Raw genomic sequence first — 21230 nt, forward strand, 5'->3', positions numbered from 1 at the left:
AGAGACACATGCTTACCATCTACGACGAAATCCAGCAGCTGCGCGTCGAGCTTGCCGCCTGCATCCTTACGCCTGCCGAGCGCGCGGCAAGTGAGGCTGAACTCGCAAAGCTCCTCGCTGAACAGGCATCGCTCGACAGCGCATTCGACGCCATCATGGCAGACGAGGAGCCGCCAGAATGACGGCGCCTTCTCCAAACAGGACGCTTGACTAAGACCTAAGAGTGGTCCCTCCAATTTTGCCTGCGCTTGCGCTCCGACAAAATCGGCTCCTCCGCGCGCCGGCTCCGCCGGTCGCTATCGCGAACCTTGACCCGTCTTCTCCCCTCACAGCCGCACGCGTTATCTTTCACAAACGTCAAGGAGACGAAGATGACGATCGAACAGCACATCGAGGAACTGCGCGCCGAATTGAAGAACGCCGTTGACGCTGAAGAGCGCCATCAAATTGAAGCCGAACTCGAGGCGGCGCGAGCCGACCTCACCCGGCATATCGCCGAAGAACCGGCTCCCGAATAGGGAGCCAGCTCTCAGCTGCCGGCCACAGGAGCCAGCTGGGCCGGATCGACCCGCTTGGCGAGCTTGCAGCCTCAGGGCGTTTTCACAAAGCGGTTCGGCTTCACGGCGGCGTCCATGTCCTTCCGCCGGAAATAGATCGCCCGGCCGCAGCGGATCGGGCTATGACCCTGCACGATGATGATCTGCTCGTCCTTGCGCATCGACTGGGTGATCTCGTGCGGCATGATCAGCGGCCGACGCTGGAAGTTGACGCTTTCGGATTTGCGCGTGCCGCCGTTCTTCGAATCCCAACCGATATTGCGGGATCGGCCCTGCACCTCGACGGTCATTTCGCCGCATTGCGCCGAGACATTGCGGGCTGTGTCGAGCGCCTTGATCGCGGCATAGGAGGCGAAGACGCAGCCGTCGATCCAGGACGTTGCCCCATCCTTGCCGAAGTGCCGTTCCAGTTGCCCGACCGATTGGTACATCAACATCATGCTGATGCCGTATTTGCGGCCGCGATCGCGGGCTTCCTCCAGCACGCGCATGTAGCCGAGCAGGTCGACTTCATCCAGCATAAAGAGTGCCCGACGCTTGAAGCCGCCATCGGCCTGCACCATCGCATTGATGAGAGAGCCGATGATGACACGGCCAATGCCCGGATAGGAGCGCAGGATCGACGCCGGGATATTGAGGAACACGTCCTTCTTGCCGGTGACGATATCGCTCGACTTGAAGGCATTGCCGCAGACGAGGGCGGCGTAACTGTCCAGCGAAAGCCATTGCGTATCCTTCGATGCCGTCGAGTAGACACCGCTAAACGTCTGCTCGGTCATGTTGGTGAAGACACCCAGCGTTTCGCGGATGAAGGCCGATTGCGAATTTTCCTGAATGTCGCGCAGCATGGCGAGCACGGAGGGCTCCGGCTCCGAAACGATCTGGCGCAGGCTGCGCAGGTTTCGCCGCCCGGCATATTCCGGCGACAGCCTGACGTGGGCCAGCAGGCCGGTCAGAAGATTGTGCGCCTGGTTCTGGAAGTAGGAGCCGGTCGAGGACTCGAAGCGCGCGCTTTCCGATAGAAGCATGTGCGCGATCCCGACGATATCTTCCTCTTGTCGCGTCGACGTCTCGATTCCGTCGAGCACATTGAAGCCCATGATCGGATTGGTCGGATCGAGCACCATGACCTCTCGACCGAGCACGCGGTTGCGGTGTTCGACCACCATCGGCGCGACCTCGGTGGAAGGGTCGAGGCAAATGAGCGGCCCGGTATAACGCAGCGCTGTCGGCAGGACGTTGCTTGTCGTCTTGTACCCGCCCGATCCGGCGAAGAAGAGCATATGGGTGGAGTCGAAGTCTTGGCTGTATGTCAGCAATGGAGCGCTTCCGCCTTTCCCCCAGGTCGTCCGATCGTTTGGATCGAAGGGGAGTTGATGGATGATTTCCTTGTCGACCCGATAGCGTTCGCCGACGACGATCTCGCCGTCCGGCGGGAACAGCTTTGCCGCCGCCGACATGGAAAGCCAGTCGGCATCCCCGAAGGTTCCGCGCCGCGCGCGCTTGACCGGTTCGGGCACGACGACGGAGATGCGCGCAGCGACTGCGACTGCCATGAAGCCAACAAGCGCGCCGACCACGGCAACCATGTCGAGGTAGGATAGCGCATGATCCCATGTGATCGTTCCGCTCTTCACAGACGGGGCAAGACGCCCGAATTCACGCAACGCGTAGAAGCCCGCGACAATCAAAAAGCACAACAGGCTCGCCAGTGCGATCGGTCGGCGACGATGAAGCGGCAATGCCCAGACGGCCAAAAGTCCGCCAAGCGGTCCGAACAGCAGAGCCGGCACGGGTGCCGCGCGCAGGAACCAGTATTGCGTCTTGCCTGACATGCCGGTGGCCAGTTCCTGCCAGCGCCAGCCGCAGATGTAGGCGGTCAACACTGTCACCGCGACCGGCACGAGGACGAGCAGAAGGCTCGGATGCAATCTGCTCTTCAGGGCCATTCCGCCTTCTCCTCGATGCGTGGTGAAACAACTGCCGGCGCAGCGGCCTTGAACGCCTCTGTGCCGATATCACGCAGCCGCCGGTGTTCGGCAGAGCCCGGGGTTACCTTTGCCAGTTCGAGCAGTCCGCCGAGCAGGAACGCCCGATCGGCCTTTGACAATCCTGCCTTGACGACAATGCCGCCGAGCAGGAATTTTTCGCGCGCTTCGCTTTTGCGGTCAGCTGTCATGTGAAACTGCTGCCGGCGCTGCAGCCCCGCTATCTGCTGGTCGACGCGTTTGAGCCGACACGCCATCAGCCCCTTTCTTCTCCCCTTTGCGAAATCGCGCGGCGATCTCCTTAAAGATCCGATCGAGCTCCTCCTCAGTGATCTCCATCTCCGCCAGACCGGACTTCGTCGCGGCGCGGGCAAAGCGCTCGGCGGATTTAACGATCAAAAGTCTTTTGCGTTCGCGCAGCTTCTCGATCTGGGTGTCGAGATCGGAGATCGATGATTTTGCAGCCATTCCCTGTTCCTTCCGGTGTCGGTGAGGTCTCAGCAATCCGGTTATACTAACTAGAATAGGATAGTAAAATAGGCTATTTTGTGTCGTCCCGAAAACGTCGCGCCGGATTTCTTAGCCGTGGCCGTCTTCCGGAAAAGCGGCATCGGCCTGACCAGGCCGATCGGTTTGAGGGCGCAATATACGTCGCTGGGGCGACGTGCTTGGAAGGTCAGGAGACTGCAGTGGCGATCATGTTCGTCAGAGCGCAGGTGATCGGCAGGGGAGCGGGACGCAGCATCGTCTCGGCCGCCGCCTATCGTCATCGCGCCCGGATGATGGATGAACAGGCTGGCACGTCCTTCAGCTATCGCGGCGGGGTGGCGGAGCTGGTGCATGAGGAACTGGCCTTGCCGGATCAGAGACCGGCTTGGTTTCGCACGGCAATCGGCGGACGTTCCGTTGCCGGCGCCAGCGAGGTGCTGTGGAATGCCGTCGATGCCTTCGAGAAGCGGGCGGATGCGCAGCTCGCCCGGGAACTGATCATCGCCCTGCCGGAAGAACTGACGCGGGCCGAGAACATCGCGCTGGTGCGGGAATTCGTCCGCGACAATCTCACCTCCAAGGGCATGGTCGCCGACTGGGTCTATCACGATAGGCAAGGCAATCCGCACATTCATCTGATGACGACCCTAAGGCCGCTGACCGAGGAGGGGTTCGGGGCGAAGAAGGTGGCGGTGACTGGAGAGGATGGCGAACCGCTGCGCGTCGTTACGCCGGACCGGCCAAAGGGAAAGATTGTTTACAAGCTCTGGGCCGGCGACAAGGAAACCATGAAGGCATGGAAGATCGCCTGGGCGGAAACGGCAAACAGGCATCTGGCGCTCGCCGGCCATGAGATCCGGCTTGATGGCCGCTCCTATGCCGAACAGGGGCTCGACGGGATCGCGCAAAAGCATCTCGGTCCGGAAAAGGCGGCGTTGACCAGGACGGGCAGGGAGATGTTCTTCGCGCCGGCGGATCTGGCGCGCCGGCAGCAGATGGCCGATCGGCTGGTGGCCGACCCGGTGCTATTGCTGAAGCAGCTGAGCAACGAGCGCTCGACCTTTGACGAGCGCGATATCGCCCGGGCGTTGCATCGCTATGTCGACGATCCCCAGGATTTCGCCAATATCCGTGCCCGTCTCATGGCTTCGAGCGATCTGGTCATGTTGAAGCCGCAGCAGGTCGATCCGCAGACAGGAAAGGCAGCGGAACCGGCGATCTTCACGACGCGGGAAATGCTGCGCATCGAATTCGACATGGGGCAATCCGCGCGGGCTCTCGCCGGACGCCGGGGCTTTGCTGTTTCCGGTCGACGTGTTGCTGCCGCCATCGAAAGCATCGAGACGCACGATCCGAAGAAGCGCTTCAGGCTCGATGGGGAACAGGTCGACGCGGTTTGGCACGTCACGGGCGACAACGCCATGGCAACGGTCGTCGGTCTTGCCGGCGCCGGCAAATCCACATTGCTTGCTGCCGCGCGTCTTGCCTTTGAAAACGACGGCCACCGGGTGATTGGCGCTGCCCTTGCAGGGAAGGCGGCGGAAGGACTGGAAGACAGTTCCGGCATCAAGTCGCGAACGCTTGCTTCATGGGAACTGGCCTGGGCGGACGGGCGCGACAAGCTCGAACGCGGCGATGTGCTGGTGATCGACGAGGCCGGCATGGTGTCGTCGCAGCAGATGGCGCGCGTCCTGAAGGTCGCAGAAGACGCTGGAGCAAAAGTTGTCCTGGTCGGTGATGCCATGCAGCTGCAGCCGATCCAGGCGGGTGCGGCGTTTCGTGCCATCACCGAGCGGATCGGCTTCGCCGAGCTTGCCGGCGTGCGCCGCCAGCGCCAGCAGTGGGCGCGCGAAGCCTCGCGGCTGTTTGCCCGCGGTGAGGTCGAACAGGGGCTCGACGCCTATGCGCGCCATGGCCATCTTGTCGAAGCGGGGACGCGCGAGGAGCTCATCGGCCGCCTCGTTTCCGACTGGACGGATGCCCGCCGGCAGCTGCTTCAGAAATCCGCCGGTTCCGAACATCCCGGCTGTCTCCGAGGCGACGAACTGCTTGTGCTTGCCCATACCAATGAGGACGTCAGACGCCTCAACAAGGCGCTGCGCGAAGTGATGACGGGGGAGGGCGCGCTCGCAGAGCATCGTTCCTTCGAGACCGAACGCGGGGCGCGGGAATTTGCCGTCGGCGACCGCATTATCTTCCTCGAAAACGCCCGCTTCTTCGAGCCGCGCGCCGAACATCGCGGGGCCCAACATGTGAAGAACGGCATGCTCGGCACGGTCGTTGCCACCACCGACAAACGCGGCCGGACCTTGCTTTCGGTGCGTCTCGACAACGGCCGTGACGTCGTCTTCGGCGAGGATGCCTATCGCAATGTCGATCATGGCTACGCCGCGACAATCCACAAATCTCAAGGGTCGACGGTCGACCGGACCTTCGTGCTCGCAACCGGCATGATGGACCAGCACCTGACCTATGTGGCAATGACCCGGCATCGCGATCGCGCCGATCTCTATGCCGCGAACGAAGATTTTCAGGCAAAACCGGAATGGGGCCGCAAGCCCCGCGCCGACCATGCCGCCGGCGTCACAGGCGCGCTTGTCGAAGAGGGGATGGCAAAATTCCGGGACGAGGAGGACGTCGAGGAAAGCCCCTATGTCGATATCAGGACCGACGATGGCGCCACACATCGTCTTTGGGGTGTCAGCCTGCCGAAGGCGCTGGAGGACGGCGGCGTCTCCATTGGCGATACGGCGACATTGCGCAAGGACGGCGTCGAGAGAGTCACGGTAAGAGTGCCGGTGATCGATGCGGAAACCGGGCAGAAGCGTTTCGAAGAGCGCACCGTTGATCGGAATGTCTGGACCGCGAAACAGGTCGAAACGGCGCAAGCGCGCGCAGAGCGGATCGAGCGGGAAAGCCACCGGCCGGAATTGTTCAGGCAGCTGGTCGAGCGATTGTCGCGCTCCGGCGCCAAGACAACGACACTCGATTTCGAGACCGAGGCGGGATACCGGGCGCATGCCAGCGATTTTGCCCGCCGCCGCGGAATCGATCATCTCTCTGAAGTTGCGGCCACAATGGAGGAGGGCGTGTCGCGGCGGCTGGCGTGGATTGCGGACAAGAGGGAGCAGGTGTCGAAGCTCTGGGAGCGGGCGAGCATTGCGCTCGGCTTTGCGATCGAGCGGGAGCGAGCGGTCGCCTATGACGATGGTGTCGGTCCACAGCAGCCCGTCGCTACGGCGGGTTCTGACGATGGCCGCTATCTGCTGGCGCCAGCAACCGTCTTTATCCGCAGTGCCGATGACGAGGCGCGGCTGGCGCAACTGTCGTCGCTGGTCTGGAGGGAGCGTGACGCAAAGCTGCGGCCATTGCTGGAGAGAATCTACCGCGATCCGGACACGGCGCTTTCGACGTTGAATGCTCTCGCGTCGAATACCGGCATCGAACCGAGGAGGCTTGCCGACGATCTTGCGACCATGCCCGCGCAGCTCGGCCGGCTGCGCGGCTCTGACCTCATGATCGACGGCCGCGCGGCGCGTGATGAGCGAAATAGCGCAATCGCGGCTTTGGCGGAATTGCTGCCGCTGGTGCGTGCCCATGCCACCGAGTTCCGGAAGAATGCCGAGCGTTTCGGCATCCGTGAGCAGATGCGCCGCACGCACATGTCGCTGCCTGTTCCGGCACTGTCGAAGAAGGCGATGGCGCGGATCGCCGAGATCGAGGCGGTGCGTGCGCGCGGTGGCGATGATGCCTATAAGACGGCTTTTGCACTCGCCGTCGAAGATCGATCGGTCGTCCAGGAGATCAAGGCGGTCAGCGAGGCCTTGACGGCCCGGTTTGGCTGGAGCGCCTTCACGTCCAAGGCGGACGCCGTTGCCGAACGCACGATGATCGAGCGCATGCCGGACAATCTCACACCTGAAAAACGCGAGGGGCTGAACAGGCTTTTTATTGCCGTGAAGCGTTTCGCCGAGGAGCAGCATCTGGCCGAGCGGCGGGACCGCTCACGCATCGTTGCCGCCGCAAGCGCCGATCTGGACAAGGAGAACGTCACTATGCTGCCCATGCTCGCCGCCGTCACCGAGTTCAAGACGCCGGTGGACGAGGAAGCACGATCGCGGGCGCTCTCTGCGCCGCTTTATCGCCAGCAGCGCGCTGCGCTGACGCACACGGCCACGCGCATCTGGCGTGACCCTGCCGGCGCGGTCGGCAAGGTCGAGGATCTGCTGCTGAAGGGTTTTGCCGCCGAGCGGATCGCCGCGGCCGTCACCAACGAGCCCGCCGCTTATGGCGCTCTAAGAGGCTCAGATCGCATCATGGACCGGATGCTCGCCTCCGGTCGGGAACGAAAGGACGCGCTGCAATCCATCCCTGAAGCTGCGGCCCATCTGCGCTCGCTCGGTGGAACCTACGCAAGTTCCCTCGATGCCGAAAGCCAGGCCGTTGCCGAAGAGCGCCGCCGTATGGCGGTCGCCATTCCGGGATTGTCGAAAGCGGCGGAGGAGGCCCTGGCGCGACTGGCGATCGCGGTGAAGAAAGACGGTCGCGCGCCTGGCGCGATCATCGGTTCCCTCGATCCGACCATCCGGCGCGAGTTTGCTGCTGTCAGCAAGGCGCTTGATGAGCGCTTCGGCCGCAATGCGATCCTCCGCGAGGAGAAGGATCTCATCAATCGGGTGCCGCCCGTGCAGCGGCGCGCATTCGAGGCGATGCGGGAGAGACTGAAGGTTCTGCAGCAGACCGTCCGCATCGAGAGCAGCCAGAAGGTTATGTCCGAGCGCCGCGATCGCACGATCAACCGGGCACACGGCATCGACGTTTAGAGGGCAACGAGCAAGGATCGAGAGGTCGATTGAGGGGCCGAATCTGACCATATTCGTGTCGTTCTCGTAATCATGTCGGCCTCATACCAGGCGGACTGAACAGAGTAGATCGAGTCGCAGAAGTATGGTTAATCTGCTACCTGAAATAGTCGCCTGCTGAGGACTACTAATCTTGTGGCATTAGTTACGAGAGCGAGAAAGCGATACAAACGCCCTCCGCATACCTTGCTAATTTCGGTAATTCCGATTAAGGTAATGTAAATTACGGTAATTGCGATTAAGGTAATTGCGATTAAGGTACGTTATATTACCTTACGGAGGCACAATGGAGTTTTTAGGTCGTGAGCGGGAACTCAAATTATTGAGAAACGAATTGACGGCTGCACGGCCGTCACTCGTCATTTTGTTTGGTCGGCGCCGTATCGGCAAGTCGAGGTTCCTGCGGGAGCTGGGTAAAGGACATGACGAGATTTATTTTCAAGCGACGCGGGTGTCATCGCTTTTGAATCTGGAACAATTCAAAGCTGAGGTAGGAAAAACAATCGGCTCTAAGCCACAGCTTAATGCACTGTCCAATTGGGAAGGAGTGCTCCATTATGTCGCAGAGCATACGGCGGAACATCCAGGCCTGATCGTTACGATCGATGAATTTCCCTACCTCCTTGATGATGAGCCCGCACTTCCTTCTATCCTGCAAAAATTCTGGGACTCTGGCGCACCTGACCAGGGAGCCATGAAGCTGATCCTTTGCGGTTCTGCTATCTCCCAAATGGAAGAAATGTTAGCTGAGCGGAATCCCCTCTATGGGCGCAAGACTTTATCGCTAGACATGAAGCCGCTGCCTCTGAGTGATGTTGCCAAGTTCTTCCCTGAGTACGATGCCGACGACATCATCAAGGCTTATGCGATTTTCGGTGGCATTCCCTACTATCTTCAGCTCTGCAACCCGAGCGCCTCCCTGAGGGAGAACGTCGTCAATCTATTGCTGACCGAGACGGGTACGCTAATTGATGAACCGAACACTCTGCTCCAGACGGAGCTAAGGGAGCCAACCTTTTACTCCAGCATCCTGGCGGCTGTTTCCGATGGCTGTAACAGCAAATCGGAGATTGCAAATCGACTCGGGGTTAAAGCAGACAACATCGGACCCTATATGGCAAAGCTGCGGGCCCTCGATCTCATAAGCAATCCCAAGTCGTTAGATGCCGATGAGAAAGGTCGAAATCGCCGCTATCGGGTCGCAGACAGCCTGATTTCGTTTTGGCATCGCTTTGTTCGACCAAACCTGACTGCGATCAGCAGCGGTTTCGGCGGGGACGTTTATGACCGCGTCGTAGAGCCTCAGTTTTCAGAGTATATGGGCATCGAGTTCGAAGGTATCGCGCTGGAATATGCCAAGCTCCACATTCAAGAGATACTCGGAGTGCCTGCCCAGGAAGTTGGCCAAATCTGGGGTCATGCCGATTTCGATATTGATGTCGCGGGGAGACTGCTGAACGGTGCGTTTTTCTTCGGGGAGTGCAAGTGGAGGACGAGCACAATCGACCTTGGCCACGTCCGGCTGCTACGCCAGCGATCAGAAAAAACAACTTACGGTAAAAGTGCGGCCGATAAGCATTTTCTGTTCTTCAGCAGAATTGGTTTTTCAAGCGACGTTATCGATTTAGCGAAGGAAGAAAAGCAACTTCATTTGCTTACCCCTGAAAATTTGGTGAATCCGCGCAGATAGACACCACTGGCTCGGAGCACGGCGGACTTCATTGTCTTGTGGCATTTGCATAATTCCGGAAATGTCCCGACCAGCACAACTCCGTCGCTAATCGCCACTGGCATTGTGTGGTGTTCGGCGAAAACCACCTGCTCTCGCCCTGCTACCAGATTCCAGTCGGAGAACCTCTCTGCCGTGGGGCGAAACTCGGGCGACGCGTCAGGAAAATGGAGTCGCTCCCGCAGAGGACCAGCGGACTGCCGGTGGCATGGCTCGCGAAACCTCAGGTATGGAAGCCTCCAGGATAGTGGCCTCAAGCACAGTTCGTATGCCCAAGAGGATGACGATGTTCTCTGCGGCAACCCAAAGAAACAGGTCCCTGCCGGATGATCTCACAATGGCCTGGCCACCGTCGAAGGCCAGCGTTGTTTCGAGGCCGCTGTTCGTCGGCGAACAACGCAGTAAGCCACTGGGAATTTCCAGCCGCGCAAGCATCGCGTTTGAATCTGGCAGTTGCACTGAAGTCTGCGAAAAGTACGCGTACATTTCCACCTCGATCGGTTCGGCTGATCGCTCAGATCACACGCGCCCTGGCCGGCTTCGACGATCGCTCTCATCCGCTCATTGGGTTCGAGTCGATGTTGCTAACAAGGAACGGGGCGAGAACCTCGCACTCAGATCGGCCCGCTGCTTGTCTCGCTGCTCTTTTTTCGCTGCATTCGCTCATGCCCCGGTCAGACGGATTTCTTCCCTGATTCCGTCTATTGCCGCGCAAAGATCTTTGATCTGTGACTCGGTGTGTGAGGCGGTCAGGCAGATCCGCAAGCCCGCCTCGCCGCGCGAGACGGTCGGAAAGAAAATTGCCGATGCGTAGAATCCGAGCTGCAGCAGTTGCCTTGCTGCAGCGACGGAAAGCAGCTCGTCTCCCAACCGTATGGTTCGGATCGGCAGCTCGCTTGCCATGTCCTGTGTCGGCATCAACCGGTCAAGGAGTGTCAGGTTTCGCCTCAACGTCTCCTGCCGTCTGGCGAGCTCATCCGTGCGATGAATGCGGGCCAACGCCCGTGCCGCGCCGATCGCCGCCGTGTTCAAGGATGCCGAGAACGCGTGTGCCACCGCAAAGCGTCTGAACAACAACTCCTGTGCCGCGGTTCCGAGCATCAACATGCCGCCGGATGCGCCAAAGCCCTTGCCGAGCGATGCGGCGACGATCGTCCGCTCGCCAAGCTCGTCAAACCCGGATCGCGCAAAGCCTGAGCCATTCTTACCGATGATGGAAATCCCGTGCGCGTCATCGATGTAAAGAAAGAGGCCGTATTTCTCCTGAAGGGCACGAAGCTCCGCAAGAGGCGCGCTGCCCCCCATCGAATAGGCACCATCACAGACATAAGCGACGGACTTATGGGTACGGCACAGTGCCTCAAGTGCCGCGAGGTCGTTGTGTCGGATCGTTTCCACGATGGTTTCTCCTGCGACCGTTGCCTTGTGGTGCGCAAGCGTCGCATGAGCAAGGCGGTCGAAGACGATCAGCGGCTTTTGCCCTGCCGTCAGGTGCCCCGAGGCCAGCAACGGCAGGGCGCTCATGTTGGCTGCAAGAACCGTTGTGAATGTAACCACCCGTGCGCGAAACAGGTCGGAAAGGTTCTCTTCGAGTTCTCCGAGGATGCTGAAATTGAGGCGCGTCCTGGCGCAAGACCAGTGCAGGGAGCCGGCTTCGCTGACCGCCTGCACCGCGCCGGCGACGATGTCGGGGTGGTTGTCGAGACCGAGATAGGAGCACCGCACGAAGTCGACGACCGTCGGACCGTCATGGGCCAGCCGGACGGTGCGACCTGCAAGTGGCATCGCATAGAGCGCCATGATGCCCTGGTAGTGGGCGGCATCGAAATTCGGAGCAGCCGCGCTGATCATCCCGGCGGTATTGCGAAACTGACCCTGGCGGCTGGTGGGTTGGGATGTGTGGCTCATATGACAATCTCATTCGCTACCTATGCGCGAAGAAGGCCACGGTACACAAAAAATGACAACGAAGCTTCTGTGAAAGAAAATTCAAGATTTGTAGAAGGTGAAAACCGGATTATTGGTTGTCGTCGGTGACATCTGCGACGTATCCGTTCGACCGGATCGTGCGGATAATCGTCCTTCCAGTCGCCTGAACAAGCGTGCGGCGGAGATTTGCAATATGAACATCCACAGTGCGGGCATTGACGTGATGGTTCGAGGGCCAGGCCGTTTCGATGAGATCAGCGCGTGAAAGAACACGGCCCGGCGCTTCGAGCAGCCGCTTCAGCAACCGGAACTCGATCGGGCTAAGCTGCGCGCAACCTGACTTGCATCTGACGAGGCGCGTCTGCTCGTCGAGTTCGAAATCGCCAAAACGAAGGACTGGCCGTGACGGGGTCGCGGGCACCGTGGCGCCTGTCTTCGTTCCCGAAAGAGCACGCAGGTAAGAGAGGATCCGTTCGGGTGAAACGGGTCGCACGAAACCCTCGTCAATGCCGGCTTTCAGTAGACCGAGATAGCTCTGCTCGTGGCGGGCCTGAATGAGCGCAAGGAGCGGCAGTTGCGCGGTCGCAGGACTTGTCTTCAGAGCGTGGCAGAGCCTTGTTACCCCATCGATGGTGTCGCTGGTGTCGACAAGCACTGCAACAACGGCCGGCACGTCAGAGGCCGCGATAGCGTCAAAATCTTCGGCCAGCGATACCCGAAAACCCGCCACTGCCAGGATATGGCTCATCAGCATGAAGAAGTCTGGATCGCTGGAATGGATAATTACGAGATCGGTCATGGCACTGGTCAAGCCCTCTGGAGCGGACTGTGTTTTGGGGGCCGGCCGCTTGATCGTTTGACGATAATCAGCCGGCCAAGTTTGTCCGGGTGGCATTCGGGGTATCATCGTACCCAGTTGTTCCATCGCTGCAGCAGCATGGCGGCATTGGCATTGATCCAGGCTGCATCGGGAACGATGACGCTATCCTTGATCTCCGCTGTCGTTGGCATGGATTTGCGGGCTTCCTCCGACATCAGGGAGATCGCCTCCGTGCTCGGCGGTGTGCAGGATAAAACGTCGCAGGCTTTTGCCTGAACGGCGGGGTTGTCGAGCCAGAACGCAATGAGCTTCAGGGCATTGTCCCGGTGCGGCGCGCCTTTGATCAGTGCAATCCTGTCGCCGACGAGAAACGAGGCTTTGTAAGACCAGCCGATCGGCAAGCCATCATTCTTCATGGCTTTCGCCCGCGTCAGCCAGATCTGGCCGAGATCGTACTCACCGTCGCGAAAGCCCTGCACGCTCTGATCACCGGTTTTCCACCAAAGTGTCACGTCGTCGCGGACTTCGTCGAGCTTGCGGAAGGCGCGATCCACGTCAAGCGGGAAAAGTTCGTCTTTCTTGACCCCGTCGGCGAGAAGTGCGGCGGCGAGGACGCGCCAGGGATCGTCGAAATTTGGAAATGCCCGGCCGCCGGGGAATCTGCCAAGATCCCACATGTCCGCCCAGGTTTCGGGTGCCGCTTGCAATCCATCGTCCTTCCGGTAGACGAGCAAGGTCGCCGTCGACTGGAGGAGCGCGCCTCCCGCCGCGCAAGCGTTGGCCGCCAGGTCCGCCTTGGTCGAAAAGCGCGCGCAAAAGGCAGTGAGGTCTTCGGTGACCTGGCGATGGGCCTCGGAGGCTGATTGGATTTCTCCGTCGAGATAAAGGTCCCAGGTCACATTGCCCGACTTCACCATGGCCGCCGCCTTGGCGCGCATTTCGGCGTTTGTCGCCGATACGATGGTCACCGCGACGCCGGTGGCTTTGGTGAAAGGATCAAACCACGCCTCTTTGAGAGCGCGGTCATAGGCACCGCCGGTTGAGGCGATGATCACTTGATCCTGGGCGTTCGCCGGGCAGTCGGTCATAAACGTGGTGGCGACAACAACGAGGCAAGCCAGACTGTATGCGTGGTTTATCCGTCTACTTATCATTGGTCTTGTACTCCTGCTTGGTTTTGGGTGCTTCCGGCCTTCGAGAGAAGCTGGACGAAGCCGATCAGAAAAAGCGAGGCGACGACAACCACGGTGGATGCGGCCGCAATGACAGGCGTCAGATTGAAGTCGATGTCTTCGAACATCTTGCGCCCGATCGATTTTCCGCCGACGTCCGAAATGAAGAACGCGACGGTTGCCTCGTCAAACGACGCAAGGAAGGAAAACACGGCTCCCGACGCGACACCTGGGGCAATGTTGGGCAAGGTGACATGGAAAAAGGTCTGCGCCCGGTTGGCGCCGCAATTCAGCGCCGCAAGCTCGAGCGCCGGGTCAAGTCGCTGCAGCGCTGCCGTCACTGTGATGACGACGAAGGGCACAGCAAGAACCGTGTGACCGACCAGAAAGCCGGTAAGGGTTCCGGTCAACTGCAGCGGCGAGAAGACGAGATAGAGTGCGACGCCGAGGACGATGTGAGGAACGACCATCGGACCCAGTGATAGCGCATGCAGCGCTGCCTTGAACGGCACATCCCCGCGGACGACGGCGAGTGCCGTCAGCGTGCCGACCACAGTCGCCGTCACCGAAGTGGCAATAGCGATGCGCAGGCTGAACCAGGTTGCCGCCATCCAGTCAGGGTCGCTGAAATAAGCAGCATACCATTTCCAGGTTATACCTTGAGGCGGGAATTGAAGGTGCGACGTCGTGCTGAGCGACATTGGAACGATGATCAATGTCGGCAGGATGAGAAAGAAGAGGATCAGTGCCACGACGAACCCGGCCAGCAGGGTGAGAACGACCTGTTTGGCGGGGCGGCTTCGAGACCGATGCATCGTCGCAGGATCGGTGGCGGCTTCTTGGGCCAGGATGTTTCGTTCAATGAACATTGTGAAATCCTTTGCTGAGCGACAGAGCCCTGCGGAACAGGAAGACGATCAGGAGAGCGACGGACAAGAGAACCGTCGACAGCGCTGCCGCGAACGGCCAGTCCAGAAGAACGGTCGTCTGCTGGCCGATGAGCGTGGCCATCAGCATGGAACCCGGCCCACCGATGAGGGCAGGGGTGATGTAGAAGCCGAGCGCGAGAACGAAGCAGAGGATGGCGCCGGCAAAAATGCCGGGCAGGCTGAGCGGCAGGGTGATCAAAAGGAAAGCCCGGACAGGGCCCGCGCCGAGATTGGCGGCAGCGCGCGCCAAATCCGGTGGCAGCGTCCGCAGCGTCGCATAGATCGGCAGAATGGCGAACGGCAAAAGGATGTGCGTCATGCCCACGATGACGGCACCCTGCGTGTAGAGAAGTTTCAGCGGTTGCATTGACAGCCCTGCGTCTTGCAGGACATCGTTGACGATGCCATTTCGCTGCAACAGGACGATCCAGGCATACGATCTGATCAGAACCGACGTCCAAAGGGGCACGAACACGCAGGCAGCCGTGATGAGCGCCGCCTTTCCCCGAAGCCGGGTCATGGCGAAAGCGACCGGATATCCGAGCAACAGGCAAAAGCCGGTGACGGCTGCGGCGGTCACTACGGTCGTCGTCATCACACCGATATACAGGGCGTCCTGTCCGAGCCGGATGTAGCTTTCGGCGCCATTTGCAAAGCTGAGCGCCACGAGTTTGGCTAACGGGTACAAAAAGCCGACTGCGAACGTCGCAACCAGCGGAAGGGTTAAGAACCACGAGGTGAGGGGCGCGTAGCGACTGGCGTCGCGGGGTCGAGTGATGGTGGCAAGCCGGCTTTGCTTCTGGACAGATGCCTGAACCTTCATCGCGCTGCGCCCTCGGCATCAAAAACCCTGAGCGCGTCGAGGGAAAAGGAAAGCGCGACATTGGAACCGCGGTCCGGCAGAGATCGAATGCTGGAGGGTACATCGGCGCGCAGCACGAGCTCCGGAACTTCGTGCAGACGCACGAGCGCGGTTCTTGAGGCGCCGGCAAACACCATCGTCTCTATTGTTCCCGACAGGCTCAACGCGTCGCGATCGCGGTACGGCGCGATGGCAATATGCTCAGGCCGAGCGGCAACCCGGACGGCGGCGCCCTCCTCGTGCCGGTAGGCTTGACGCCCCTGCGGCGTGCGAACCTGGACGAGGGCGTTGCCGACCTTAATCGCCACGTCGAGGTGATCCGTGCCGCAGACGGTGCCTGGAATGAAATTGACCGATCCGACGAAGTCGGCGACGAAAGCGTTGTCGGGATTGGCATAAAGGTCGCTCGGTGTCCCGATCTGTTCCAGCCGGCCCTTGTGCATGACGGCCACGCGGTCCGACATGGTGAGCGCCTCTTCCTGGTCATGCGTCACATAGATGACCGTTGCGCCGATCCGTTCCTGAATCCGTTTTATTTCGAACTGCATCGCCTCGCGCAGCTTCTTGTCGAGCGCGCCCAGCGGCTCGTCCATGAGGATGACAGGAGGGTCGAAGACGAGCGCGCGCGCCACGGCCACCCGTTGCTGCTGGCCGCCAGACAGCTGGTGCGGATAGCGGTGCTGCAACGCGCCGAGCTGGACGAGCTCCAGCATCGCGTCAACGCGTTTGGCTAAGTCGCGGCCCCTCGCCAGACGCCGCATGCGCAGCGGAAACGCGATGTTCTGGCGCACGGTCATATGCGGGAAGAGCGCATATTTCTGGAACACCATGCCGATGTTGCGCCGGTTCGGCGCGAGCATTGTCACGTCCTGGCCGCCGACCATGATCGAGCCGGCGGTCGGGGTTTCGAACCCCGCAATCATCGTCAGGAGCGTCGTTTTACCCGACCCGGACGGGCCGACGATCGAAACGAATTCGCCCTTGCCGATCTCAAGATCCGTCTCACGCACCGCCCAGACCGCGCCATAGGTCTTCTGCACCCGGCGAAGTGTCATCTGTTGTCCGATCAAGTCGTTTTCCTCTTTGCTGTTGGGTTCCCTCATGCGCTGCTGTGAGCGTGTCGGTTCCGGACGGTTCGCGGTTCTTCCCGGCGTGTCGGGTGGGAGGCGTGACTTTGTCACCACGAATCGCTACGCTTTGATGCGCCAAAACTTTGCAAAACCTTCACACTTCAATTTTTGTTGCATCAAAAATATGTTGTGTCAACACGTTTAGGATGAAATATGAAAGACGCAAACCTTGGGGATGCAGCCTATGCCGAGTTGAAGGACCGGCTGAGCAGGGGTGCCTACAAGCCGGGCGACAAGCTGACGGTGCGGTCAGTCGCCGAAGCGTTGGACGTCAGTTCGACGCCGGCGCGCGATGCGATCAATCGTCTGGCCACGGAAAACGCCCTGGTGTATGCCGGCCCGAAAACCGTCATCGTGCCCATCCTCACGGAAGCCGACCTGCGGGAGATCACCCTCATTCGCATCGCGCTCGAGGGTCTGGCTGCACAGCTCGCGGTCGATCACGCAAAGCCGGAACACATTGAACAATTAGGAGAAATTCAGGTTCTCATCAACGCCGCACTCGACAGCAGGGACTACGCGCGGTCGCTTTGGCACAACAAGGAGTTCCATTTTCTTGTCTACCGTCTCTCGGGATTGCCGCATCTGGTTTCCATGATCGAAGCCCAATGGCTCCGCGTCGGTCCGTCCTTCTATGGCCTCTATCCCGAATTTGCCGAGGCAAAACACGGGGTGCGCAACCATGAAATGGTGATCGAGGCGCTCACCGATCGGGATGGCGGTGGATTGCGTGCGGCGTTCGAAAACGACATTCGTGACGGATATCGGCGGTTGCGGTTTGCCGTCCGGGAGCGCGCCGCAGCTCTCTAGGTTTTTTGTTATACCGTCTTGACGAGCGCCGTTTTTGTTGCAACAAAAAATAAAGCTTGCGCAAAGCTTCTGATTTTCCCTTGCAACAAGAAGGCAACCCAGATGTCTACAGCAACAGCTGCCGGTGCGGCCGGGCATGTTCGACCGCGCTCGGCCGATCTCTATCGTCGCGGCCGCGGGGTGTTTCCGAGCGGTGTCACCCGGTCCACGATCGATCTCGATCCGTACCCGATTTATGTCTCAAGGGGTGAGGGAGCCTATGTCGTCGACGTCGACGGCAACCGCCTTCTCGACCTCAACAACAATTTTACCACGCTCCTCCACGGGCACGGCTTTGCGCCGGTGGTCGAGGCCGTCACCGATCTGCTGCGAAGGGGAACGTGCTTCTCAAACCCGACCGATCATGAGATCGCGCTCGCCGAGCTTTTGGTTTCACGCATTCCGGCAATCGAGCAGGTTCGGTTCGTCAATTCGGGTACGGAGGCCGTGATGTTTGCGATCAAGGCGGCCCGCGCCTTCACGGGCCGTCCGGCGATTGCCCGCTTCGAGGGTGCCTATCACGGCGCCTATGACTGGGCCGAAACCGGGCAGTACGGTTCCTTTGACAGCGCAAGGACCGGTCGCCGCACGGCAAGATCGGCCTATACCGGAGCGCCCGGCACGACGGCCGACACTGTCGTTGTCCTCGATTTCAACGATGTCGATGGGCTGGAAGAGAGCCTGATGCCCCATGCCAAGAGCCTGGCGGCAATCCTCATCGATCCGATGCCGAGCCGGGCAGGGCTCCTCAAGCCCCTTCCTCAGTTCATCGAGCGCCTCAGCGCCCTTGCACAAGAACATGGCATCCTCATCATCGCCGACGAGGTGCTCAATCTCAGGCAAGGCCATAACGGGGCCTCGTCCCGCTACGGGCTTGCGCCAGACCTCGTGACGGCCGGCAAGATCATTGGCGGCGGCTTTCCGATCGGCGCCGTTGGAGGACGTTCCGACGTTATGTCGGTGTTCGGTTCAGACGGAAAGGCGCCGCTGGTGCCGCAGGGTGGCACATTTTCTGCCAATCCTGTTTCGATGGTTGCCGGACGTGTCGCAATGGAAGCTATGACGCCGGAGGATTTCGAGCGTCTGGAACGGCTGGGCGACAGGCTGCGCAAACAGTTATCTGAACTTGCGGTAAAGCATGACGCTTCGTTTTCAATCGCGGGAGCGGCATCCCTCTTCCGCATCCATCCAAAGCGCAAGGTTCCCAACACATATGCCGATGCAAGGATGACGCCGGCGGAGGCAGCGCGGATGCGCAGTCTCAGTCGCTTCTTCCGGGAAAACGGTATCCTGCTTCCCGCCGATGCGGCCGCGTGCCTTTCGACGCCCATGACCGACGGTGACATCGACAGCGTGTCGTCTGCTTTCGAAACGTTTCTGACAACCTCTGACGGTGGCAAAGAGGAGGCGCAGCAGTGAATACCATATCGATCGAGGAGACTGTGGCCGATCGTGTCGCGAACGCCCTTCTGCGTCACGAGGTCGAATATCTTTTCGCCCAAAGCTTGCCGTCGGCGGTCGTCCTTGCCGCGGAAGCACGCGGCATCCGCCAGATATCCTACCGGCAGGAAAATATGGGGGGAGCGATGGCTGACGGATATGCCCGGATATCCGGAAAGGTCGGCGTCGTTGCCGCGCAGAACGGACCGGCCGCGACCCTTCTGGTGCCGCCGCTGGCCGAAGCCATGAAGGCAAGCATCCCCGTCGTGGCGCTCGTTCAGGAAGTTGAACGGGACCAGGCCGACAGGAATGCCTTCCAGGAGCTCGATCATATCGCGCTCTTCCAGTCCTGCACGAAATGGGTGCGCCGCGTCCAGGTCGAAGAGCGCATCGACGACTATATCGACGCTGCCTTTGCCGCGGCGACATCCGGTCGTCCCGGCCCAGTGGCGATTCTGCTGCCGGCCGACCTGCTTCGCTCGACGGTCAAGCCTGCGGCAACGGTGCGCCGCGCCAGTCTCGGGCGCTATCCGCTCGATCGCGGGCGACCGACAGAGGAGGCGATCGGACAGGCAGCCGGATGGATCGCCGCTGCAAAAATGCCGGTCGTTCTCGCCGGCGGCGGCGTGCATGGCGCAAGCGCCTGGACGCAGCTCGCGCACCTGCAAGAGCTGGCGAGCTTGCCGGTTTGCACGACCAATATGGGCAAGGGCGCGGTCAACGAACATCATCCTCTTTCGCTTGGCGTCCTTGGCTCGCTGACAGGTCCCCGGTCTCTTGGTGCCCAGACGCGGCAATTTCTGGAGGAGGCGGACCTGATCATCCTGATTGGCACGCGCACCAATCAGAACGGAACCGACAACTGGCGCCAGATCCCGAAAACGGCCCGTGTGATCCATATCGATGTCGATCCGATGGAGATCGGACGCAACTTCGAGGCGCTCCGGTTGGCTGGCGACGCGCGGGAAACCCTGAAAGCGCTGAATGTGGCCCTTGCAGAGCGGAACCTGGATCTCCGGCACGCTGCCCGCGAGGAGCTTGAGGATCGGATCGCCCGGTGCTGGGCGGATTTCGAGGAGGCACGTCAGCCGGTTGCACGGTCGAACCAGTCGCCGATCCGGCCGGAAAGGGTCATGCGCGAGCTTCAGCCCTGGCTTGACGACGATCTGACTGTCGTCGCCGATGCGAGCTACTCGTCCATGTGGGTCACCGGACAATTGCGGGGCACAGCCGAGGGCACGCGGTTCATTACGCCGCGCGGGCTGGCCGGGCTGGGATGGGGGCTGCCGCTGGCGATTGGCGCAAAGCTCGCGCAGCCGGAGATCCCAGTCGTGGCCGTGGTCGGCGACGGCGGCTTTGCCCATAGCTGGGCGGAACTTGAAACCATGGTGCGCCTCAACATCCCTGTCACCACGATCGTACTGAACAACGGTATCCTTGGCTTCCAGCGCGACGCCGAGACCGTCAAGTTCGGCCGCTACACCTCGGCGTGCCATTTCTCGCCCGTCGATCATGCCCAGATTGCCGCTGCCTGCGGTTGCCGGTCTGCGCGCGTCGATGATCCCGGCGATCTGGCGGACCTGATCAGGAAGGGCATCGAGGCGGATGGACCGTTCCTGATCGAGGTCATGACGGATCCGGAAGCCCACCCGCCGCTCTCGCTCTTTGCCGCGATGGACCAGGCGGCGTGATGATCGACCTCTCGCAACGTGTTGCGGTGGTGACCGGCGGCAGTTCCGGCATCGGACTTGCCGCCGTCAGCCATCTTCTTCACGCCGGCTTCAAGGTTGGATTTTTCGGGCAAAGTGCCGCCCATGTGGATCAGGCCGCCGCCAGGCTCAGCCGGCAGTTCGATAGCCGGCGCTTTCTCGCGCGCTGCGTCGATCTGACATCGCCGCAACAGGTTGCCGGTTTCTTTTCTGACGTCGAGGACCGGTGGCGTGTTCCCGACACGCTGATCTGCAACGCTGGCATCTCGCCAAAGAGCCCGGATGGTGCAACGCCCTTTGCGCAAGTCAGTCTCGATGAGTGGAATGCCGTTCTTTCCGTCAATCTGACCGGAGCGATGTTGTGCTGCCAGGCCGTTGTGCCGGCGATGGCACTGCAGGGGTTCGGGCGCATCATCCTGATCGGATCGATTGCCGGCAGGGCCATCCCAAAGGTGGCCGGAACCGCCTATGTCGTCTCCAAAGCCGCGTTGTCGGGTCTGTCGCGTTCGTTGCTGGCTGCCTGCGCCGGAACGGGCGTGACCGTCAATATGATCGCGCCGGGCCGCATCGCAACGGGCATGGCGGGCGCCCCCGACAGCGCGGTCAACCGTGCAGCGCTGGCACGCATTCCGGTCGGACGGCTCGGCGAACCGGCGGACGTCGCCAGCACGATCGGCTTTCTCGTCTCAAGCGATGCTGGCTTCATCAATGGAGCAATCATCGATGTGAATGGAGGGGAGTTCGCTCCCCTCTGAAAACCGGAGC

Annotated in this window: 17 protein-coding genes; 8 read left to right on the plus strand and 9 right to left on the minus strand. The window is 60.7% G+C overall.

Features of this window, described 5'->3' with window-relative positions:
- The first annotated feature begins 8 nt into the window (after window positions 1–8).
- Both ACSQ3F_RS23820 and ACSQ3F_RS23825 read left to right on the plus strand, forming a co-directional pair.
- Window positions 9–182 carry a hypothetical protein gene (locus ACSQ3F_RS23820; protein ID WP_292582362.1) on the plus strand — a complete coding sequence of 58 codons (174 nt, stop codon included), beginning with the start codon at window positions 9–11 and terminating at the stop codon, window positions 180–182.
- A 189-nt stretch (window positions 183–371) separates the two neighbouring features.
- Window positions 372–518 (plus strand): hypothetical protein, encoded by a 147-nt coding sequence (locus ACSQ3F_RS23825; RefSeq protein ID WP_436102681.1) that lies wholly within the window; start codon window positions 372–374, stop codon window positions 516–518.
- A 71-nt stretch (window positions 519–589) separates the two neighbouring features.
- On the opposite strand, the gene traG is transcribed toward ACSQ3F_RS23825, so the two are convergent.
- From traG to ACSQ3F_RS23840, 3 genes are read right to left on the minus strand one after another with little or no spacing between them, the layout of a single operon-like run.
- On the minus strand, window positions 590–2506 hold the full coding sequence (gene traG, locus ACSQ3F_RS23830) for a Ti-type conjugative transfer system protein TraG (RefSeq protein ID WP_436102682.1): 1917 nt from the start codon (window positions 2504–2506) through the stop codon (window positions 590–592).
- Window positions 2497–2736 carry a conjugal transfer protein TraD gene (locus ACSQ3F_RS23835; protein ID WP_436102683.1) on the minus strand — a complete coding sequence of 80 codons (240 nt, stop codon included), beginning with the start codon at window positions 2734–2736 and terminating at the stop codon, window positions 2497–2499. The genes traG and ACSQ3F_RS23835 overlap by 10 nt, the downstream gene beginning before the upstream one ends.
- Window positions 2726–3013: a TraC family protein gene (locus ACSQ3F_RS23840; protein WP_436102684.1), complete on the minus strand. Its 288-nt coding sequence runs from the start codon at window positions 3011–3013 to the stop codon at window positions 2726–2728. The genes ACSQ3F_RS23835 and ACSQ3F_RS23840 overlap by 11 nt, the downstream gene beginning before the upstream one ends.
- Before the next feature lie 221 nt (window positions 3014–3234).
- Between ACSQ3F_RS23840 and traA the strand changes: the two genes are divergently transcribed.
- Together traA and ACSQ3F_RS23850 are read left to right on the plus strand one after the other, a co-directional pair.
- Window positions 3235–7857: a Ti-type conjugative transfer relaxase TraA gene (traA, locus tag ACSQ3F_RS23845; protein ID WP_436102685.1), complete on the plus strand. Its 4623-nt coding sequence runs from the start codon at window positions 3235–3237 to the stop codon at window positions 7855–7857.
- A 325-nt stretch (window positions 7858–8182) separates the two neighbouring features.
- Complete coding sequence (locus ACSQ3F_RS23850) at window positions 8183–9586, plus strand: ATP-binding protein (protein WP_436102686.1); 1404 nt, start codon at window positions 8183–8185, stop codon at window positions 9584–9586.
- Between the two features lie 702 nt (window positions 9587–10288).
- On the opposite strand, the gene ACSQ3F_RS23855 is transcribed toward ACSQ3F_RS23850, so the two are convergent.
- From ACSQ3F_RS23855 to ACSQ3F_RS23880, 6 genes are all read right to left on the minus strand, one after another.
- The gene (locus ACSQ3F_RS23855) at window positions 10289–11533 is read right to left on the minus strand and encodes an aminotransferase class I/II-fold pyridoxal phosphate-dependent enzyme (protein ID WP_436102687.1); all 1245 of its coding nucleotides are present in this window, start codon (window positions 11531–11533) and stop codon (window positions 10289–10291) included.
- A 109-nt stretch (window positions 11534–11642) separates the two neighbouring features.
- Window positions 11643–12353 (minus strand): winged helix-turn-helix transcriptional regulator, encoded by a 711-nt coding sequence (locus tag ACSQ3F_RS23860; RefSeq protein ID WP_436102688.1) that lies wholly within the window; start codon window positions 12351–12353, stop codon window positions 11643–11645.
- 104 nt (window positions 12354–12457) lie between these two features.
- A complete protein-coding gene (locus ACSQ3F_RS23865) occupies window positions 12458–13462 on the minus strand; it encodes an extracellular solute-binding protein (RefSeq protein ID WP_436102843.1) in 1005 nt (334 codons plus the stop codon).
- Window positions 13463–13524: 62 nt separating this feature from the next.
- Window positions 13525–14247, minus strand: a complete 723-nt coding sequence (locus tag ACSQ3F_RS23870) for an ABC transporter permease (RefSeq protein ID WP_436102844.1) — start codon at window positions 14245–14247, stop codon at window positions 13525–13527.
- A 157-nt stretch (window positions 14248–14404) separates the two neighbouring features.
- A complete protein-coding gene (locus ACSQ3F_RS23875; RefSeq protein ID WP_436102689.1) occupies window positions 14405–15298 on the minus strand; it encodes an ABC transporter permease in 894 nt (297 codons plus the stop codon).
- Window positions 15295–16407 (minus strand): ABC transporter ATP-binding protein, encoded by a 1113-nt coding sequence (locus ACSQ3F_RS23880; protein WP_436102690.1) that lies wholly within the window; start codon window positions 16405–16407, stop codon window positions 15295–15297. The genes ACSQ3F_RS23875 and ACSQ3F_RS23880 overlap by 4 nt, the downstream gene beginning before the upstream one ends.
- Window positions 16408–16620: 213 nt before the next feature.
- On the opposite strand from ACSQ3F_RS23880, the gene ACSQ3F_RS23885 reads away from it, so the two are divergent.
- From ACSQ3F_RS23885 to fabG, 4 genes are all read left to right on the plus strand, one after another.
- Complete coding sequence (locus ACSQ3F_RS23885) at window positions 16621–17277, plus strand: GntR family transcriptional regulator (RefSeq protein WP_436102691.1); 657 nt, start codon at window positions 16621–16623, stop codon at window positions 17275–17277.
- A 102-nt stretch (window positions 17278–17379) separates the two neighbouring features.
- Window positions 17380–18735: an aspartate aminotransferase family protein gene (locus tag ACSQ3F_RS23890; RefSeq protein ID WP_436102692.1), complete on the plus strand. Its 1356-nt coding sequence runs from the start codon at window positions 17380–17382 to the stop codon at window positions 18733–18735.
- Window positions 18732–20447: an acetolactate synthase catalytic subunit gene (locus ACSQ3F_RS23895; protein WP_436102693.1), complete on the plus strand. Its 1716-nt coding sequence runs from the start codon at window positions 18732–18734 to the stop codon at window positions 20445–20447. The genes ACSQ3F_RS23890 and ACSQ3F_RS23895 overlap by 4 nt, the downstream gene beginning before the upstream one ends.
- On the plus strand, window positions 20444–21220 hold the full coding sequence (gene fabG / locus ACSQ3F_RS23900; protein WP_436102694.1) for a 3-oxoacyl-ACP reductase FabG: 777 nt from the start codon (window positions 20444–20446) through the stop codon (window positions 21218–21220). The genes ACSQ3F_RS23895 and fabG overlap by 4 nt, the downstream gene beginning before the upstream one ends.
- Window positions 21221–21230 lie beyond the last annotated feature (10 nt).

It is taken from the genome of Pararhizobium sp. LjRoot238 (assembly GCF_964252955.1).
Lineage (GTDB): Bacteria > Pseudomonadota > Alphaproteobacteria > Rhizobiales > Rhizobiaceae > Pararhizobium.

Coding starts and splice junctions, on each gene's coding strand:
- ACSQ3F_RS23820 (WP_292582362.1), top strand. CDS start 9: ATGCTTACCATCTACGACGAAATCCAGCAGCTGCGCGTCGAGCTTGCC.
- ACSQ3F_RS23825 (WP_436102681.1), top strand. CDS start 372: ATGACGATCGAACAGCACATCGAGGAACTGCGCGCCGAATTGAAGAAC.
- traG (WP_436102682.1), bottom strand. CDS start 2,506: ATGGCCCTGAAGAGCAGATTGCATCCGAGCCTTCTGCTCGTCCTCGTG.
- ACSQ3F_RS23835 (WP_436102683.1), bottom strand. CDS start 2,736: ATGACAGCTGACCGCAAAAGCGAAGCGCGCGAAAAATTCCTGCTCGGC.
- ACSQ3F_RS23840 (WP_436102684.1), bottom strand. CDS start 3,013: ATGGCTGCAAAATCATCGATCTCCGATCTCGACACCCAGATCGAGAAG.
- ACSQ3F_RS23850 (WP_436102686.1), top strand. CDS start 8,183: ATGGAGTTTTTAGGTCGTGAGCGGGAACTCAAATTATTGAGAAACGAA.
- ACSQ3F_RS23855 (WP_436102687.1), bottom strand. CDS start 11,533: ATGAGCCACACATCCCAACCCACCAGCCGCCAGGGTCAGTTTCGCAAT.
- ACSQ3F_RS23860 (WP_436102688.1), bottom strand. CDS start 12,353: ATGACCGATCTCGTAATTATCCATTCCAGCGATCCAGACTTCTTCATG.
- ACSQ3F_RS23865 (WP_436102843.1), bottom strand. CDS start 13,462: ATGACCGACTGCCCGGCGAACGCCCAGGATCAAGTGATCATCGCCTCA.
- ACSQ3F_RS23870 (WP_436102844.1), bottom strand. CDS start 14,247: ATGTCGCTCAGCACGACGTCGCACCTTCAATTCCCGCCTCAAGGTATA.
- ACSQ3F_RS23875 (WP_436102689.1), bottom strand. CDS start 15,298: ATGAAGGTTCAGGCATCTGTCCAGAAGCAAAGCCGGCTTGCCACCATC.
- ACSQ3F_RS23885 (WP_436102691.1), top strand. CDS start 16,621: ATGAAAGACGCAAACCTTGGGGATGCAGCCTATGCCGAGTTGAAGGAC.
- ACSQ3F_RS23890 (WP_436102692.1), top strand. CDS start 17,380: ATGTCTACAGCAACAGCTGCCGGTGCGGCCGGGCATGTTCGACCGCGC.